General features: G+C 57.7%; 14 protein-coding genes and 1 pseudogene. 10 read left to right on the top strand and 5 right to left on the bottom strand.

Annotation, left to right across the window (positions count from 1 at the left end; all coding sequences use genetic code 11):
- Nucleotides 1–290 precede the first annotated feature (290 nt).
- The 7 genes and pseudogenes from FHX08_RS26560 to FHX08_RS26530 all read left to right on the top strand — a co-directional run bounded on the left by FHX08_RS26560 (nt 291) and on the right by FHX08_RS26530 (nt 7978).
- Nucleotides 291–1524: pseudogene (locus tag FHX08_RS26560) on the top strand (HlyD family secretion protein).
- Nucleotides 1506–3500 (top strand): glycosyltransferase, encoded by a 1995-nt coding sequence (locus FHX08_RS26555; protein WP_132657398.1) that lies wholly within the window; start codon nt 1506–1508, stop codon nt 3498–3500. The pseudogene FHX08_RS26560 and the gene FHX08_RS26555 overlap by 19 nt, the downstream one beginning before the upstream one ends.
- A gap of 437 nt (nt 3501–3937) precedes the next feature.
- Nucleotides 3938–4909, top strand: coding sequence for an alpha/beta fold hydrolase (locus FHX08_RS26550; protein ID WP_184327894.1), 972 nt, complete (start codon nt 3938–3940; stop codon nt 4907–4909).
- A gap of 61 nt (nt 4910–4970) precedes the next feature.
- Nucleotides 4971–5723: an alpha/beta hydrolase gene (locus FHX08_RS26545; RefSeq protein WP_132657402.1), complete on the top strand. Its 753-nt coding sequence runs from the start codon at nt 4971–4973 to the stop codon at nt 5721–5723.
- On the top strand, nt 5720–6592 hold the full coding sequence (locus tag FHX08_RS26540; protein WP_132657403.1) for an alpha/beta fold hydrolase: 873 nt from the start codon (nt 5720–5722) through the stop codon (nt 6590–6592). Before FHX08_RS26545 ends, FHX08_RS26540 begins: the two co-directional genes overlap by 4 nt.
- Before the next feature lie 26 nt (nt 6593–6618).
- Entirely contained in the window at nt 6619–7296 is a 678-nt protein-coding gene (locus tag FHX08_RS26535) for an isochorismatase family protein (RefSeq protein ID WP_132657405.1), read from the top strand.
- Between the two features lie 52 nt (nt 7297–7348).
- The gene (locus FHX08_RS26530) at nt 7349–7978 is read left to right on the top strand and encodes a pyridoxamine 5'-phosphate oxidase family protein (protein ID WP_132657559.1); all 630 of its coding nucleotides are present in this window, start codon (nt 7349–7351) and stop codon (nt 7976–7978) included.
- 10 nt (nt 7979–7988) lie between these two features.
- Here FHX08_RS26530 and FHX08_RS26525 read toward each other — a convergent pair whose 3' ends face one another.
- Nucleotides 7989–10727 (bottom strand): winged helix-turn-helix domain-containing protein, encoded by a 2739-nt coding sequence (locus FHX08_RS26525; protein WP_184327893.1) that lies wholly within the window; start codon nt 10725–10727, stop codon nt 7989–7991.
- A 300-nt stretch (nt 10728–11027) separates the two neighbouring features.
- On the opposite strand from FHX08_RS26525, the gene FHX08_RS26520 reads away from it, so the two are divergent.
- The gene (locus FHX08_RS26520) at nt 11028–11834 is read left to right on the top strand and encodes a GNAT family N-acetyltransferase (protein WP_132657408.1); all 807 of its coding nucleotides are present in this window, start codon (nt 11028–11030) and stop codon (nt 11832–11834) included.
- Nucleotides 11835–11971: 137 nt separating this feature from the next.
- On the opposite strand, the gene FHX08_RS26515 is transcribed toward FHX08_RS26520, so the two are convergent.
- The gene (locus FHX08_RS26515) at nt 11972–12619 is read right to left on the bottom strand and encodes a LysR substrate-binding domain-containing protein (protein WP_245508367.1); all 648 of its coding nucleotides are present in this window, start codon (nt 12617–12619) and stop codon (nt 11972–11974) included.
- A gap of 589 nt (nt 12620–13208) precedes the next feature.
- On the opposite strand from FHX08_RS26515, the gene FHX08_RS26510 reads away from it, so the two are divergent.
- Nucleotides 13209–13409, top strand: a complete 201-nt coding sequence (locus FHX08_RS26510; protein ID WP_113354669.1) for a type II toxin-antitoxin system VapB family antitoxin — start codon at nt 13209–13211, stop codon at nt 13407–13409.
- Complete coding sequence (locus FHX08_RS26505) at nt 13406–13789, top strand: type II toxin-antitoxin system VapC family toxin (protein WP_132657410.1); 384 nt, start codon at nt 13406–13408, stop codon at nt 13787–13789. The genes FHX08_RS26510 and FHX08_RS26505 overlap by 4 nt, the downstream gene beginning before the upstream one ends.
- A 189-nt stretch (nt 13790–13978) precedes the next feature.
- Here FHX08_RS26505 and FHX08_RS26500 read toward each other — a convergent pair whose 3' ends face one another.
- From FHX08_RS26500 to FHX08_RS26490, 3 genes are all read right to left on the bottom strand, one after another.
- Entirely contained in the window at nt 13979–15208 is a 1230-nt protein-coding gene (locus FHX08_RS26500; protein WP_132657411.1) for a type II toxin-antitoxin system HipA family toxin, read from the bottom strand.
- Nucleotides 15201–15791: a helix-turn-helix domain-containing protein gene (locus FHX08_RS26495; RefSeq protein ID WP_132657413.1), complete on the bottom strand. Its 591-nt coding sequence runs from the start codon at nt 15789–15791 to the stop codon at nt 15201–15203. The genes FHX08_RS26500 and FHX08_RS26495 overlap by 8 nt, the downstream gene beginning before the upstream one ends.
- Nucleotides 15792–16118: 327 nt before the next feature.
- Nucleotides 16119–17924 (bottom strand): ABC transporter ATP-binding protein, encoded by a 1806-nt coding sequence (locus FHX08_RS26490; protein ID WP_132657415.1) that lies wholly within the window; start codon nt 17922–17924, stop codon nt 16119–16121.
- Nucleotides 17925–17927 lie beyond the last annotated feature (3 nt).

The following is a 17927-nucleotide window of genomic DNA, read 5'->3' as shown; positions in this document are numbered from 1 at the left end:
TGCATCGGCGACTGATGCGCCTGGGGTTGGCTGCATGTCGCTTCTTCGCTTTCGGCATCACCCTAAAATTCAGCGCCCACGCATCTCCCGCCTGGCCATCCCACCGAGAGATATCGACCGCCGCTGACGGTTGTCCGCTAGTTCATGAATGACCTCTTTCTGCCGCAGGTTTACGACCATCACTTGTCTATTAATTCTCAATGGGTTAGATTATGCAAGAAGTGGTTGCATCCATTGTGCCAGCTCGACAGGTGCAGATGGCTGCTGAAGCGACACCTTCGGATGCCAAGATGATCTGGAACTATCGCATCACACGCATCACTGTCGGCCTGCTGCTGCTGGCACTCGTGGTTGTCCTCTCATTGCCGGCGATCACCGGATTTACGAGCCTAGATGGCACGGTCAATGCGCGGTTCGCTGTCGTTAATGCCCCAATCGACGGAACGGTTGCGGAAGAGCCCCTCAAGGTCGGAAGCCCGGTCAAAGGGGGGACAGTCTCTCGCAGAAATCAGGAATAGCCGCGTCAATCGCGCGATCCTTGCTTCGCTCGAAGCAGATCGCAACACGGCGCTCGACCGCGTTGCGGCGCTGAAAAGAGAACGGGAGGAGCTCTCCCAACTTCGCGAGGAGCTATCTGCCAGATTGGAAGTCTACAAGCAGACCACCATCGCCAATCTTGAACGCGAAGTCGAGATCCTGCAGAAGAAGGTCGAGGTGTCACAAGCTCAGGATCTCGTCGCTCAGGTCGACCTGAACCGCCGAATGGAGCTCGAGTCGAAAGGCATTCTTACGCAGAAGCTGGTTGAGGCCGCGCGCGCCGCCGGAGCTGCGACCGGCGGCGAGGTCGAAATCAGCAACTTAACCGTCGATCAATTGCAACAAAGACTCAATGCGGTCCGTCAAGGGATCTTTGTCTTTGGCGACGGACAGAATGATGTGCCTTACTCGCGACAGCGCGAGGACGAGGTTATCGTTCGCATCAACGACTTGAACTCGCGCATTGCGGAAAATGAGACGCGAGCCACCGAAGTTCAAAAGCAGCTGATCGAAGAGGGAAACCGCGTCGACAACCTTGAATCCGCAACCGCGACAGCGCCGTTCGACGGCGTTGTGTGGAGCAGAAGTATTGTCAACGGCTCCAACGTCGTACTGAACGACGAGCTAATGCGCCTTCTCGACTGTCGAGAGCTATTCGTGGATATCCTTGTTCCCGAGGTCGACTATGACGAGATCTATCCGGGACTTGTTGCGCAGGTCCGCTTGTTCGGTCGCAGCGATGTCTTCAAGGGCACGGTCATTTCTGTGAGAGGCAGTTCGGCTTCTGTCGAGACCGATTCGTTTGCCGCCAGTTTGCCGCCGTCGACACAACGCAATGCCCGCATAAGGGTTCGCCTCGATCCATCTTTCATGAACGACGACTTTGCGAACTCCTGCCAGGTGGGACGCACAGTGCAGGTCCGGTTTGCCAAACACGGCATAGACGTGTCCAATTGGGTCAAAAGCCTGTGGTTCAGTATCTTGTAGCACTGGTTCCGACCATTCTCGTGCTGGCCTTCTTTTTCCTTGGGCCGTTCAATTGGTCGCGCCATCACACCTGGACACGAGCGGTGACCTGTGCGTTCGTCGCGGCAGTCGCATTGCGATACATGGTCTGGCGCCTGACGGAGACTGTGCTTCCCTATCCCAACGACGGTCCGAGTTTCTATTGGGTCTGGATCCTCTTTAGCGTTGAGATTCTGGCTTGCGTCGAGGTCGTCCTTTTTCTGGTATTGATGAGCCGCTACGTTGATCGGAGCGGAGAAGCGGACAGGCTAGCACGCGTTTTCTTTGCGCGCGAGGAGCGCGAACTCCCGACTGTCGATGTTTTCATTCCCACCTATAACGAGCCGCTCGACGTGCTCGAGCGAACCATCATCGGCGCCCTTTCGCTGGATTATCCGGCCGACAAATTGAATGTGTACGTGCTTGACGATCAACGCCGGGATTGGCTGAAGGCCTATTGCGAGGGGAAGAACGCCATCCACGTCACTCGCGGCGACAACAGCCATGCCAAAGCAGGCAATATGAACAATGGGCTGAAAGTCAGTTCGGGCGAGTTTGTTGCAATCTTCGACGCTGATTTCGTTCCCTATCGACATTTCCTTCGCCGGACGCTGCCCTTCTTTGGCGATGAAAGCATCGGCATCGTCCAGACACCTCAACATTTCTTCAACGTCGATCCGGTGCAATCAAACCTCGGCTTGGAAAATATCTGGCCGGACGAGCAGCGCTTGTTCTTCGATGAGATCGCGCCCAGCCGAGACGCCTGGGATGTCAGTTTCTGCTGCGGGTCGTGCTCGATTGCCCGCCGCAAGGCCATCGACGCCATAGGCGGGTTTCCGACGGAATCGATCACAGAAGACCTGCTAACAACTCTTTCGATGCTCAACAAAGGCTACAAGACGCGCTATCTGAATGAGCGGCTGTCGATGGGACTGGCCGCCGAAAATCTGACCGGCTATTTTGTGCAGCGCGAACGGTGGTGTCAGGGGGGTATTCAAACCCTTTACTTGTACAATGGCCCGCTGCGCGGCCCCGGATTGACGCTCTTTCAACGGATCATGTTCCTGCCAATATCATGGCTGGTACAGTATCTGGTCCGCTTAATGATATTGCTCGTGCCGATCGTCTATCTCTGGTGCGGGCTGCTCCCGCTCTATTTCACGGACATCGCCGATTACGTTTCTCATCAGGTGCCGCTGCTCGCAGCGTATTTTCTGCTTATGCTGTGGATCACGCCTACGCGCTATCTGCCTGTGATTTCCAGCGCGGTCGGGACCTTTGCGACATTCCGCATGTTGCCCACCGTGGTCTCCAGCCTGGTGAGACCATTTGGCAAGCCGTTCAGAGTGACACCAAAGGGCAGCGGTAACGAGTCGAACCGGTTCGACCGCTACAGCTTTGCCTGGATCGCAAGCCTAATCACGGTCACCGTCTTTGGCCTCTTGGTCAATATCGTGCCGGAAACGTCGCATGTACAAGGTCAGTTTTCGCCGATCGCCGCCTGTTGGTCAGGTATCAATATCGTCGTCCTTCTCATTGCGTCTCTCATCTGCTTCGAGAAGCCCCGGCGCCTGTTTCACGCGTTCAAACTCGACGAAGCGGCGACAGTCGACGATGTCTCCGGGCGGGTTATAAGTTTGGCATTGGACAAGGCGGTCGTTGCAGTTCCCAGCATGGCCCGATTTCAATCCAAATCGGTCACGCTGAAATTCGCCGGCTTCGCCCCGTTCAAAGCGGATCTCAGACAGGTCACTCAACGACGAAGGAGCATAAGTCGCAGCGGCGACAAACAAGCTTCTTACCTGCACCTGCATTTCGAACTCAGTGGCTCAGCTCGCGATAACATGATTGTCAAGCTCTATACCGGTCAATATTCGCAGGACATTCGCGACATCGACAAGGTCGCTGTCTCGCTTAATCTGTTCCTACGGTCATTCGGAAGAACGCGCACGTTGTAGTCGAGTTCAAAGGGCGGATCGTCCGTTCAGACGTCCATGCCAAATGGACGTCGAGATTCGATTGATCGCCGCTCTCTGACCTGAGACGCCGCGGGTGCGCGCCGAGTATGAGCTCTCGACGTGCCAAACACTCGACCGTGTGATGTTCAATAATGGAAGTTCAGATTGATGCCCGCGGTAGCTCAGACGAGGAACCATTCGAGCCAATCGATCAAATTCGGCCTGCTAATATTAGTTTAAGCGAGATCGGAGATGCGGTGGCATCCCGTATCTGGTGCTCAAGGCAATCGCTTCTAACGCTTTGACGTGGGTCAGCAACGGCGCACCGTTCAACTTTTTACCCTTATTTATCCCGGGTTCGATGACCGGCAATGCTAGTCCTTTTTTCCAGAGGCGCTGATGTGGATCGGCACCCAATTCTGAAAAAGGAAAGCATTATGAAAAAACATCTTCTCGCCACCGTCGCATTTGTTTTGGCCATCTCTCCTATGGCGGCCGAAGCCCGCTGCGTGCCGAACAACGCTGTCATCGCCGGGACGGCTGTCCCGGTCATCCAGTACAAGCACACGACGATCGACGGTGTGAACGTGTTCTACCGTGAAGCCGGCCCGAAGGACGCACCGGTCCTCCTGCTACTGCACGGATTTCCGACCTCGTCACATATGTTCCGCAACCTTATTCCGCTGCTTGCGGACCGTTACCGTGTGATCGCACCGGACTATCCCGGTTATGGCCAAAGCGACGCACCGGATCACACGAAGTTTTCCTACACATTCGCGAACCTGACCAACATCGTCGACAAGCTGACCGAAAAGGTCGGAGCCGACCGCTACAGCATGTACGTCATGGATTACGGTGCACCGATCGGCTACCGTCTGGCGCTGAAGCACCCGGAGCGGGTCGAAAGCCTGATCGTGCAGAATGGCAATGCCTATACCGAAGGCCTCGCCGCATTCTGGGATCCGATCAAGGCCTACTGGGCCGAGAAGACACCGAAGCGTCGGGAGGCATTGTCGGGCCTGGTCACACTCGAAACCACGAAATTCCAATATACCGACGGCATGGCCGATGTGGCGCATATCAGCCCTGACAACTGGATCGTCGATCAGGCATTGCTTGATCGCCCTGGCAACAAGGACATCCAGCTCGACCTCCTGGGCGACTACGGCAGCAACGTACCACTTTATCCGCAGTTCCAGGCCTACTTCCGCGATCGTCAGCCGCCGACGCTGATCGTATGGGGCAAGAACGACAAGATCTTCCCTGAGTCCGGCGCGCACCCATATCTTCGCGATCTTCCGAACGCCGAGATGCACATTCTCGACAGCGGCCATTTCGCTCTTGAAGACAAGCTCGACGTTATGGCGCCGCTGATCCGCGACTTCCTCGACCGCAAGATTTGTAATTAGTCGAGTAGCTAATCGGTTCCGCGGGGCAAGCAGCCCCGCGCCCAGCCCAAAGGAAAAGATCATGACCAATCCCGTTTCGGGCACCCAGGCAGCTGGGGAGCCATCCCTCTCGATCGTCCTGGTACACGGTGCCTTTGTTGATGGCTCCGGATGGCAGCACGTCCATAGCGAACTCGTTGGCCGCGGGTTCGAAGTGCTAGTCGCTCAGCACCCGACCACCTCACTTGAAGGTGACGTTGCCACCACCGAGCGTCTGATCGCATCGGCTCACCACCCGGTGCTTCTGGTCGGCCATAGCTACGGCGGAGCCGTTATCACGGAAGCCGGCGTCAACCCGAAGGTCCAGGCGCTGGCCTACATCGCGGCTTTCGTGCCGGATGTCGGCGAGTCTGTTGCGGGTCTGAACGAAGCGCCGGAAGAGCCCGGCGAAGCGAAGGCGCCATTGCTTCCTCCGCAGGATGGCTACCTGGTTGTCGACCCGGCCCGATTTCCCGAAGCGTTCGCCGCCGATGTCGATCCCGCTATAACGCGGTTCATGTCTGCTGCACAGCTACCGTGGGGCCTTGCAGCGGTCATTGCGCCCGTCACGCATGCCGCATGGAAGACCAAACCCAGCTTCTATCTCGTCGCATCTGCCGACCGGATGGTGCCCCCGAGTGCGCAGCGACGCATGGCCAAGCAAGCAAAAGCAGCGATTACAGAAATCGATAGCAGTCATGCTCTTATGATCTCGCACCCAAAGGAAGTCGCTGCGTTCATTGTGGCGGCAGCCGCGGCCTCGTCCGGCGGTCTGGGGCAAGGAGGCGGACAGTGACCCAGCCCGTCACCTACCACAGAACCGACAGCGTCGCCGGACTCGACATCTTTTACCGTGAGGCGGGCGAGCGGGGCGCACCCGCGGTGGTATTGCTGCACGGCTTCCCGAGCTCATCGCATATGTACCGCAACCTCATTCCGGCGCTCGCCGACCGTTATCATGTGATTGCGCCCGACCTTCCGGGGTTCGGTCTGTCGGAAATGCCTTCGTCCAGCGACTTCGAATATGGCTTTGCCACCTTCTCGACCGTCGTCGACAGTCTTCTCGAGCAGCTGGGTGTTGAACGTTATGCTCTCTACGTCATGGATTACGGAGCGCCGACCGGATTTCGCTTGGCGCTCGCACACCCAGACCGGGTGACCGCCTTGATCATTCAGAACGGCAACGCTTACGAAGACGGCATGGGGGATTTCTGGGCGCCGACGCGGGCTTACTGGGCCGACAACGGTGCAGCAAACCGTGACGCCATGCGGCCGTTCCTGTCGCTTGACGGCACACGCTTCCAGTATCTCGCCGGCACAAGCGATGAGGCGCGGATCGATCCTGCCGTGTGGCTGTACGATCAGCTCTTCCTCGACCGTCCGGGCAGCGTCGAAATCCAGCTGGACATCATTTACGACTATCGAACCAACATCGCTCTCTATCCGGCCTTCCACGCCTATCTGCGGGAATATCGGCCGCCGACGCTGATCCTGTGGGGCGAGAACGATCCCATCTTCCTGCCCGACGGTGCGCGCGCCTACCTCCGCGACGTTCCCGACGCCGAACTTCATTTCCTCGACACTGGACATTTCGCCCTCGAAGAAAAGGCGGACGAGATGATCCCCCTAATGCGCGATTTCCTCGCCCGAAACCTGACCCATTAACTGAAACTCAAAGAAGGACAACGACCATGTACAATAGCAAATCCAAAACGAGTGTGCTTCCGACCGGTGGCGGCGCAGCCCTCATCGACCCCACCGACGCCCTGATCCTGCTTCTCGATCACCAGTCGGGACTGTTCCAGACGGTCAAGGACATTTCCGTGTCTGATCTGCGCAGGAATGTCGAGGTGATGGCCAGGCTCGCCACGTTGCTAAATATCCCGGTGATCACCACCGCCTCGGAACCGGCCGGTACCAATGGCCCACTGATACCCGAAATCCACGATTTGGCTCCGCATGCCGTCTATGTGCCGCGCAAGGGCGAAGTGAACGCATGGGACAATGGAGATTTCGTTGCAACAGTACGCGCTACCGGCCGCAACACTCTCATCATGGCGGGCGTCTGGACGAGTGTCTGCGTGATGTTTCCAGCACTTGACGCCCGTGCCGCGGGCTACGACGTTTATGCGGTCCTCGACGCGTCGGGGGATCCGAGCGAAATGGTCTCTCTGATTTCGCTTGCCCGTTTCGTGCAAGGTGGTGTCAAGCCGACTTCGACCAATGCCTTACTGTCTGAGCTCCACCGGACATGGGCTCGTCCCGAAGCTGCAGAACTCGGTAAGCTCTATGGACTCGTTGCTCCGAACTATGCCGCTGTGGCCGAGAGCTATGAACGCGCGCAGCAGGCGGCGAGAGAGGTGATATAGACTTGCATTCCCCGATGCCTTGCGAGCCGACAATGCAGTCAGGAGAGACGCTATGACTTATGGTTTTATGGATATTGCGATCACTCCTTCAGTTCGCAGGGCGCAAGCGGAAATGGGAGCGGATCGTCTGTGGCACGACTTCAAGGGACACCGCGAATTCGAGCGGTTTTCCACGAGAGAAACCGCGTTCATTGCGCAGCGCGACAGCTTCTACATGGCCTCGGTTTCCGAGACGGGATGGCCCTATGTCCAGCATCGCGGCGGGCCCAAAGGCTTTCTCAAGGTGCTTGACGACCGCACGCTTGCCTTTCTCGACTACCGCGGCAATCGCCAGTATATCAGCACCGGCAATCTCGCAGAAAACGACAGGACATGCCTGTTCCTGATGGACTATCCCGGCCGTACGCGCCTGAAGATTTATGCCCGCGCCGAAAAGCTGGCGCTCGACGCGGATCCAGCGTTCACGGTGAGCATCACCGACGGCGATTATCGAGCCAACGCCGAGCGAATTTTCAAGCTCAAGCTTGAGGCGTTCGATTGGAATTGTCCGCAGCACATTGAGCCACGATATACGGAGGCCGAATTTCTGTCGGCCTTCCAGCACCTAATCGACAAGATTACTCAATTGGAGCAGGAAAATGCGTCGCTTCGCGAGCGGGTTCGCAAGCCTACAAAAAATTGATGCTACAAGTTCAGCGCACAGTCACCGCGGACATAGCAAGGCGGGTGCGTCTAGTCGCGGCGCCCGCACCCATCGCAACCGCACTATCCAAGGATTTCTGGAAATAGCGCATCGCCTGGTTTGAACGGGCGTTTCTGGCTTCAATCATTCCGGCAACGCGCCAGAGATCAGGATGCCACCATCGTTCCTCGCGTATTCCGATTTCCCCAAGTACGGCGCGCAGGGTGTTTTCGGCAAGTTGCATCTCACCTGCTGCTATATAGGCCTCCGCCAACAGGCTGCGGTAGAATGGGACGCGAGCCCGCCAGCTGCCCCGCAGTAATCCGGCGATGCTGTCCTGCATCAAGGTGAAACCATCCTTGTCACCTCGTGCTGACTGGATGGCACCGGCGAAAAACGTGGCTGTACCCTCGTAAATGCCAACGCTTTCACGGCGGCTGACGTCGGCCAACTGCCGCTGAAGCTGCGAAGCGGTTTCCAGATTGCCGTCTACGAAAGCAATCGGCAACGCCGCCAGAGAGATCGCATTGCCAAGGGATATCATGTGATCGAGATCAACGGCTCGTCTGATCGCAAGATTGGCTAGATTGGACGCACGATTAGAGTCACCCTGTAACCAGGACACAAGCGCCAGAGATAGGCGTATGCCGGCCGGCAAGTCGACCTGAAACCGGGAAAGGCCATGACCCTCTTCCACGTGGCCCCAATCATTCATCAGCGCTTCCAGATGGGCTGATGCCGAATTCAGCTCACCTGCGTAAATCTGGATATGCGCCAACAGCCGCTTCCCATCAGGCGCGGTTGCCCAGTCCAAACCCTTTGCTACGGCAAAATCATTCATCGTGCGTAGTGCCGTGCGCGGCCGGCCGGAATAGGCCAGAAAAACAGCTTGTCCGCAAACCGCTCGCACCTGAAACTCGGCATCGCGAGAACCGTTCGCATGAAAAATGCTTTCGCGCCATGCATCGTCGGTCTGCGGATGCATGTGGCGCGCAAGTGTCATGGCCCAGGCCCGTGCGGTGGACAGCTTTGTCCGCCCCGATGGGGCAAGCCCTACAAGGGCAGTGCTGTTCAAGCTTGCAAGATCGATGGTCTCCAGCATTTCTCTGAAAGCGGAAAGCTCTTGCCAAAGCGGCAATGCGGCGACCACCAGTTCGACCCCCAATGCGGCGTCGCCTACGGGATCGAATGCCCAGGCGATCGCAGCACGCACATCGTCAATCTGCCTCCGATATTTCCCGAGCCATTCACGAGAGGTCTGAGACGACCATTCCCGTTCGGCAGCCTGCAGCCTATCCCGCGTGCGAACGGCAAATTGGCGTCTTGCCTTTTCTCTGTAGGGAGAACCTAAAAGACGACGCGCGGCATAGGCGCCAGTGCTTTCGGCAAGCCTATAGTACATAGTTGAGCCATCATATTCTGCGGAAACCAGCGATTTAGCCACAAGCTGCGACAATGCGTCCCGCCCAGTCATTGGCTCGAGGGCGCCGGCGGAATACAAGGCCTCGACATCGTCAGCGTTGAAACGGCCGGAAAACACCGAAAGCAAGCCGAGCAGGACTGCCTCGCGGTCAGGAAGAAGCCGATAGCTCCAGTCCAGGGTCGCCTCCAGGGATTGGTGGCGCAAGGGGGCATCCCTTGCTCCCCGGCTCATCGTATCGAAGCCATCCTTGAAGAGGTCATCGAGCGTCGAGGGCGCAAGGACGCTGGCCGTGCCGGCAGCCAGTTCGATCGCGAGGGCCAAGCCATCCAACCGTGTGCAGATCGAAACGACGCTGCGGACATAGTCGTCGGGAGGCTCAGCATCTGCTGAACCCCGCGCCTTGGAAATGAACAGCTGGATTGCGGGAAACTGCAGGGCGTCCTTGGGGGAAAGCGCTACCGTCTGCTCCGGATAGCTGAGTCCGGCGAGAAAATGGATCTGCTCGTGCCGCGTCCGGAGCGGCTCGCGGCTGGTCGCAATGATCCGGGCAGAAGGAACATCTGACGATATCCTTTCGACGATCGTCGCCGCCATCGCGATGACATGCTCACAATTGTCAATGATCAGAAGCGGCTTATTACTACGAAGAACATCGATCACACCTGCGATCGGGTCATCAAATCCAAGGGAGACGCCGAGAGCGGAAGCGATCGCTGGCACCACAAATCGCGGGTCGCTGAGCGCCGACAGATCCGCAAAGGCAATGGCTTCGCCGGTCAGGCACGATTGCTGAGCAACCGTAACCGCAAGTGATGTTTTTCCTGCTCCACCCGGCCCAACGATGGTGGCATAACCGGGTTGGTCGAGCATTTCAGAGAGTTGTCGGATTGCGTCCTCTCGGCCGAGAAGCTGCCCAATTCGGGGTGGCGCAATGTAGTGGCTTGTGGTTGAAGCAACTTGCCGAGCTGGAGGCGGGCTGTCGCGTTCCAAAGCAGCAACGAATTTGTAGCCCCGCCCTGGAATCGTTGCAATGTAATCAGCAGCAGGATCGAGTTTGGCCAGCGAACGGCGAAGATTGCCAACATTGACCTTCAAGTTATGGTCGTGAACGATATAATCAGGCCACACGTGTGCGAAAAGATCTGCTTTGCTCACTACTTCACCGGCCCGCCTCACAAGCAGAGTTAGAATATCAAAACCTTGTCCGCCAAGCCCAACAGGCTGACCGTTATGCAGGAGAGCTTGGGCTTCTGGCATGAGCCGGAAATTGCCAAATTTGTAAGCGGTTTGTTTCGACAAAGCTTGCGACCCACCGGCGTTTGACACATAGCCCTCGGAAAAGTTAGACGTGCACCGGCTTAGCCAGTTATCATGGTGTATATAAACGTGTTTGGACCGCATGCTGGTTTGAGACGACGTGTACCACGTCTCATCTCGGATTCTTGCGCTTGAACGTTCGTTTTGTTTGCCCACAAATCGCTTCAGGCAGTGTCCGTCTGCGCAAAATGCTATCACCAACTTTCCGTTCGGACAAATCTACGGGAAGCCGCCGCGGCGATCGTTCCGTATCCAATCGAATGTCTCTTAATCCGCTTTCGGCGACGTTTCTGCTTTAGGAGTAGCCCCTTGGATCCTCGTTCTTTTGATCAGCCTTGCCCTACAGTTGAAGACGCCATTGAGGCTAAAGCTTTCATTGATCTTTATGAGGCCGCCCATGACCGATTGCGGGGCGAGGAACAGTTCGAATGTGTGTCCATCAATGGAGGATGCGCGATTTCACTTCCAAACGCGCCTGCGACCGGCCTTAACCGCATCCTCGGCCTTACGACGAGTGAAGATCTCGATGAAGCTTACAACTGGATGAAAGAAAGACGCGGGAACCGGTTTTTGCAGCTCAACGTCGACGATGCATCCAACGACCTGAGACGTTGGATCCAGTCGAAAGGGTTGCTTCCTCATGGTCCTGGGTGGGCAAAGCTGAAACGAACCACCGACACTGTCCCTATTCTGTCGCCGAGCCCAGTGAAAACACGAAAAGTTCGGCCCGATGAAGCCCAGGAGTTTGGCGCCATGATGTGTGCCGGGTTTGGTTTTCCGCAAAGCCTTACCGATCTGTGGGCTGCAATCGTCGGAAGACACAGATGGTCTTGTTTCTACGCGTTAGACGGGGAGACACCTGTGGGAACGGGAGCGATGTTCGCGTCAGGATCGATTGCCTGGCTCGGCGGCGGGACGACCGTGCCGAGCTTTCGAAACCGCGGTGCCCAGAAAGCTTTGATTCAAGCTCGCGTACAGGAAGGCGCTGATCATGGAGTGTCGACGTTCGTGGTCGAAACCGAAGTGCCATCAGCCGATAAGCCTAATATCTCGAACGCCAATTTAGCCAAGATGGGCTTTGTGCATACATACAACCGCAGCAACTTCCTTTTGTGAGGAGCTTGTTGTCAAGCGGACCCACGCCCTACACTCGCCGTAGGGTACGTTTTCAGGCCACGGCGACTGACCACAGTCGTAATCTTGCAGTTGAAGGGAATCGAACCGCTGTTACACTCAACCCGTAGACTCAAACATCAGGCATTTGAACCGCCAGTTCCAGACGCACCGGACGGCCAGTTCCAAGGAGGCGTGAGTTTTCCACGAGGTAATCGACGAAACACCTGACACGCACCGGCATGGGCTCCGCCGACGAATACCGCATGGATCTCCTCCACCTCTCCAGGATTGAACTCCTCGAGAAGCGGCACGAGTCGCCCAGACCGGATCGCGTCCTCGACCGTCCGCGTTCCCACGCGCGTAATTCCGACACCCTCTGCGGCGAGTTGCCCAAGCGCCTCGCCGTTGTTTGCTTCTACACTGCCTTTGACGATCAACTGATAATCGCGCCCGTCTTTCCGAAACGGCCAGGTTGGGGCGGCTCGCTTGAAGTTGAACCCAAGACAGTCGTGGTCATGAAGGTCCTCTGGAACCTGCGGCGTGCCTCGACGCGCGAGGTATTCCGGGGATGCGACGATCACCTTGCGCGTTTCGCCGAGCTTTCGCGCGGTCAGCGCCCCGTCGGTCACGGGACCAAAGCGGATGCCAACGTCCGCTTGCCCGGCGGCGACGTTCACGATCGTGTCGGTGAGGTTGACCTCGAGCACGATGCCGGGATGCCGCCGGATGAACTCGCCAAGCAGCGGAACCAGCGACAATCTCCCGTACTGGATGGACGTGGTCACCCGAAGACGACCGCGCGGGGAACTCCGGTCGGAGATCATCTGCTCGGTTTCACGGAGATCCGCGAGATTCTGCGCGCCGCCGATAAATATGCGGTGCCCTCCGGCGTAATTGTCAGCAATCGAGCACTGCGCAGCAGGAGCCGGACGCCAAGCCTTCCAAGGATTGAGGGAGGCAAGCGTTGAGCGCGGCGAACGGAACAGCCACGAAGACCGTTGAGACGAGCACCCTTTCCATCGGTTACCCAAGTCGAGGACGGTATTTGGCTCGTCAGCTTCATGCCCTATGATCTCGGATATATCGATCTGGAGCAGAGAACCTTACAAACCATCGACAACCCGTTCGGCACGAGGTTGTCACCCATGTCTTAGGAACAAACTGTTACCTATGTCTCCGGGTCGGACAAAATCGGATCTATTGATGTGAACCGATTCGAACCGTGGACTTTGCACGTGGCACGGATGGCACTGATTTCAACTTCACGGCTCAATTCCAATACGTTCGCAGACCACGTCCGTGCATGGAAGCGAAAGCGTAGATTTTTTCACCAAATGGTGCTATTTCTGACGTCATTAACACGGAGGTCAGCTGATGCGCTCAACCATCAATCTCGACGACGCCCTCATGGACAGGGCGAGATCATTGACCGGCACCAAGGAAACCGCGGCACTCGTCCGCCAGGCGTTGGAGACGCTGGTTCGGGTGGAGTCAGGAAAACGCCTCATCGCTCTAGGAGGAACCATGCCGGAGGCCGAGGCAGCCCCGCGCCGTCGGAGCACGGCGGTTAAGTGATATTGGTAGACACCTCGATCTGGATTGATCATTTCCGATATGGCGATGCCGAGCTACGAAGGATAATCGAAGACGATCGACTGCTTTGCCATCCGAGCGTGATCGGAGAGTTGGCTCTTGGCAGCCTTCGAGATCGCGGCAGTGTCATTGCTTTTTTTGCAGCTCAGCGCGGAGCTGTTGTCGCCACGCACGACGAAGTCATGATGATGATCGATCGATACGGCATTTTCAGCATGGGTATTGGCTACACTGATGCGCATCTGCTGGCATCCGTTCGTCTTGAGCAGAAAGCAACCTTGTGGACCAGAGATAGGCGACTGCGAGCGGCCGCCGAAAAAGCAGGCGTGTCACTACATATTCCGGCCGATGAGCCTCATTAGATGCCCGAGTTTTATGTTTAAAGGTTTTGCGAACCTTTACTGCCTTGATGAGAGCAGAACCTAAGGCCCTCATCATCTGAGATCTGGCGTAGTTGACGGGATTCGAACCAACGGCCATCCTGTTTTGGATGGGCTAACGCCTTGAATATGCGCGAAGGCTCGGTAAGTTGAATGCCGAGCCGCAGGGCACTAATTCGCGAACTCACGATACAGCTCGACCTTCCGTGCGTGCGTATCAACCGTGTCGGTGACCTTGGCGGCGATCGGCAGGTTTTTCTTTTCCGCCTCCCATACCGCCCTAAAACGTTCAACCGTCTCGCGCGCCGTGTCGATCACCAGCTTTTCGGAAAGCTGCGCTTTCGCAGCCAGATGCGCCAGCTCGTCCTTCGACAGCGCCGCCATCTTTTTTGTACGGGAGAAATTGAGCGCCGCCGTATCTTCCCCCTCGATGTAAGGAATAGTCGACAGCAGGTCATACGCTGGCGAGAGCGCAGGGGTGCGGCGATCAGGATAGATGAGCGACCAGTTCTTCAGGTGCATGTCGCCATTGCCGATTAGCGTGCTGAAGACTAGACGCCGGATGAATTCCGCCACGTCGGCCGTGCTGGTTTCGATCCCCAGTACGCGGCCGATCATCCTGTAATTGCCCTTATCGTATTTTTGGTCGGGAAAGACGCCGAAGACTTGCGCAAAGTCCTCGATATGCACCGCTCCCTCCGGCGTGCGGTCAAAACGCTTGATCGCCAGCGCCTGCCCATGCAGTTCACCCACCCCCTGAGGCAGGCCGCTCACGGCGTCAAGATTAACCAGCTGAATCTCGGGCACGTCCATGCCCATTATGCGGGCGATGGTCATCATCGCGAACTCATTCTCGGGCACGCCACTATATTGCTGAGACGGCAGCTTCACGATCCACGAGCCACCCGTGCCCTCAGCCGGAATGGTCAAGCCGCCGCCCTTTTTGTCGTTCTTAAAGGCCGAGAACTTCAGCTGCACACCCGCCAGCGAAAAGCGCAGCGCGTTCGGCCGCGCTTCGACAATAGCCTGCTCGTCATCCGGAGGCGCGTCATCCCCTTCGGAGGGATGCACCGTCACAGCCCCAGGCAGGTCGCGGCCGAGCATCCAGAGCAGGAAGAATTCCCGCGACGGCTTCACACCCGCACGATCAGCGAGGTATTTGCGCAGCGGTCCTTCAGGCAGTAGGTTCGAGAAGAAGGGCGGCACCACCATGTTATACGGCCTGAACTTCGTGATTAGCGTCCCGAACGGGTCTTTCAGGGACAGGCTAAGCGTCGGCCGCTTTTCGTCTTCGATATATGCATCGTTGAACGCGAAGATGGTGCGACCGTCCTGCAGATTCGTCAGGGTCGCAACCGGTTCCCCATACAGCCTGACATCGAGTACCGTCACCTTAGGCATTATCGTCTTCCTCATCCAGCGCATAGGCCGAGCGAGGGACCGCGACGTCACGGTCGCGGTGCACCGCGGCGTTGCGTAGGCTTCTTACTGCATGTGCGATCCTGCTCAGTTCCTGACGGGACGGCGGATCAGTCTGCCACCGGTCAAGGCGTGCAGTCGCCTCGTTGAATGTGTCCATCTCCTCGGCCGACAGAGGAAGATGCCGTAAGAGCGCGAGGCTATCTTTGAAAGTATCTGCCTCGGAAGCACTACCGAACCCGCCCCTGTGCTGCGCAAACCACCGCTCAAGGCGCCCCACCAGCTTGCGCTGGCCGGATGTCAGGACATCACTCGATGCCGATGCACTATCGAGGATATTGCGGATTGCCGGCATCAGTTTTTTCGGGACAAGGACGATCTCGAGGTCGAGCGCGCGCGCCACATCCACCAGGCTGCCGAGTCCGGGCTCCATAGTGCCCCGTTCTATCTGAGAAATATGGCTTTGCGTCAGGCCCGATCGTGCGCTCAGCTCGCGCTGGCTCATTTTCTGCGCTTCGCGCGCAGCGCGTAGCTGCTGCGTTATATACTCCGTTTTATATGCCATATCATTATCCTGTATCGCACGATCCGAAACATACAGGATAATATATAGAGCAGTTTGAGGAGCGATACAATATCGATATATAAAGCTGTATCAAAGTATTCTATCGATATGGAATCATATATCATTTTTCAGCCTAGGGCTCACAGTTACCCATCAGCTCTATAGCCACCCATCAGATCAACCTGCGCGGACCCTGCAAGTATAGTGTCTGCTGTAAAGGGGACATTTTCGCCAGCAGCGTCTGCCCGGGCTGCGGCATGTCCGCAACCGAGAAGACAAAATCAACATTGATTGAACCAAACGTGACGATCACTGTCTCCGCTCCTGTCAGACGACCTGGAAGAAGTGCCCTGCTCCGGCCTGCTGATAGGAGCGCTTCGGCGACTCATAGTCGGCCGCGCGGAACGGGCTCTTGATCTCGTCGTTCGAAATCCGCCGCGTCTGGCGGCGGGAGGGGTCGGCGATCGGTACCGCCGCCATCAGGCGCTTGGTGTATTCATGCTGCGGATTCTCGAAGACAGCCTGCCGCGGGCCGATTTCGACAATCTCGCCGAGATACATGACTGCCACCCGATGGCTGATCCGCTCCACCACCGCCATGTCGTGCGAGATGAAGAGATAGCCGAGGCCGTATTTCTCCTGCAGGTCCAGCATCAGGTTGATGACCTGCGCCTTGACCGAGACGTCGAGCGCGGAAACGGACTCGTCGGCGATGATCAGCTTCGGTTCGAGAGCGAGCGCTCGGGCGATGCAGACGCGCTGGCGCTGGCCGCCCGAGAACTCGTGAGGGAAGCGGTCCGCCATTGATGCCGAGAGGCCGACGCGCTGCAGCAGCTCGCCTACCCGCTCCTTCGCTTCGGCAACATCGGCGAGACCGTGCGTTACGATCGGCTCGGCGATCGCATCCCCGATACGGATGCGAGGGTTGAGGCTTTCGAATGGGTCCTGGAAGATCATCTGCGCTTCCCGGCGGATATCCGCCAGCTGCGACTTGCCCGCTCCAAGCACCCTCTTCCCGTCGATCTCGATCGTGCCGGATCTCGCATCTGTCAGCCGGATGATCGAGCGGCCGGTGGTGGACTTGCCGCAGCCGGACTCTCCGACGAGTGAGAGGGTCTCGCCCTGCCGCAACTCAAGGGACACGTCTTCGACGGCGTGGATACGGCCGATGGTCCTGCGCAGGAAACCCTTCTTAATGTCGAAACGCGTTACCAGGTTGTCGACCTTCAGGATCGGCGCGGCATCATGTTTCACTGTGTCCACGGTCGGTTTCACAGGCTGGATTTCACCAGTGGTCATGTCGACCTGCGGGAAGCGCAGCGGCCGCTCCAGCCCGGTCATCGAGCCGAGCTGCGGCACGGCGGAAAGCAGCGCCCGCGTATAGGGGTGCCTGGCACCGGCGAAGATCTCGCGCGTGGTACCGGTCTCGACGGCGTCGCCGCGATACATGACGACCGTCCGGTCGGAGATCTCGGCCACCACGCCCATGTCGTGAGTGATGAAGAGGACGGACATGCCTTCCTCCTCCTGCAGCGTCTTGATGAGCTCGAGGATCTGCGCCTGGATGGTGACGTCAAGCGCCGTCGTCGGCTCGTCGGCGATGAGGAGCTTCGGATCGCAGGCGAGCGCGATCGCAATGACGACACGCTGTCGCATGCCGCCGGAGAAATTCATCGGGTATTCGTTGAGACGTGACTTCGCCGACGGAATACGGACCTTTTCCAGGAGCCGAACCGCCTCGGCTTCTGCCTGCGACCAGGACATGCCGCGATGCTGGACGAGAACCTCGGTGATCTGCTTGCCGATCTTCAGCACCGGATTGAGGCTCGTCATCGGTTCCTGGAAGATCATGCCGATCTGGTTTCCCCGAATGGATTGCATCTCGTCCAGGGGCAGGTCTAGCAGGTTCCTTCCCTCGAAGTCGATCCTGCCGGTCACGCGCGCATTGCCCGGTGACAGGAGCCGCATGATCGACATGGCCGTCACGCTCTTGCCGGAGCCAGACTCGCCGACCACGGCAACGGTCTCCTTCGCGCCGAGGTCGAAGCTGACGTCGCGCACCACGTTCCGCCATTCGCCGCCGACGCGGAACGAGGTGTTGAGGTTGGAGATCGAAAGTATCGGTTGGGTCATGTC

The organism is Rhizobium sp. BK529, from assembly GCF_014194105.1.
In the GTDB taxonomy this organism is placed as follows: Bacteria; Pseudomonadota; Alphaproteobacteria; order Rhizobiales; family Rhizobiaceae; genus Rhizobium.
Note: the sequence above shows the minus strand (reverse complement) of the source record. Positions and strands in the feature narration are given on the sequence as shown.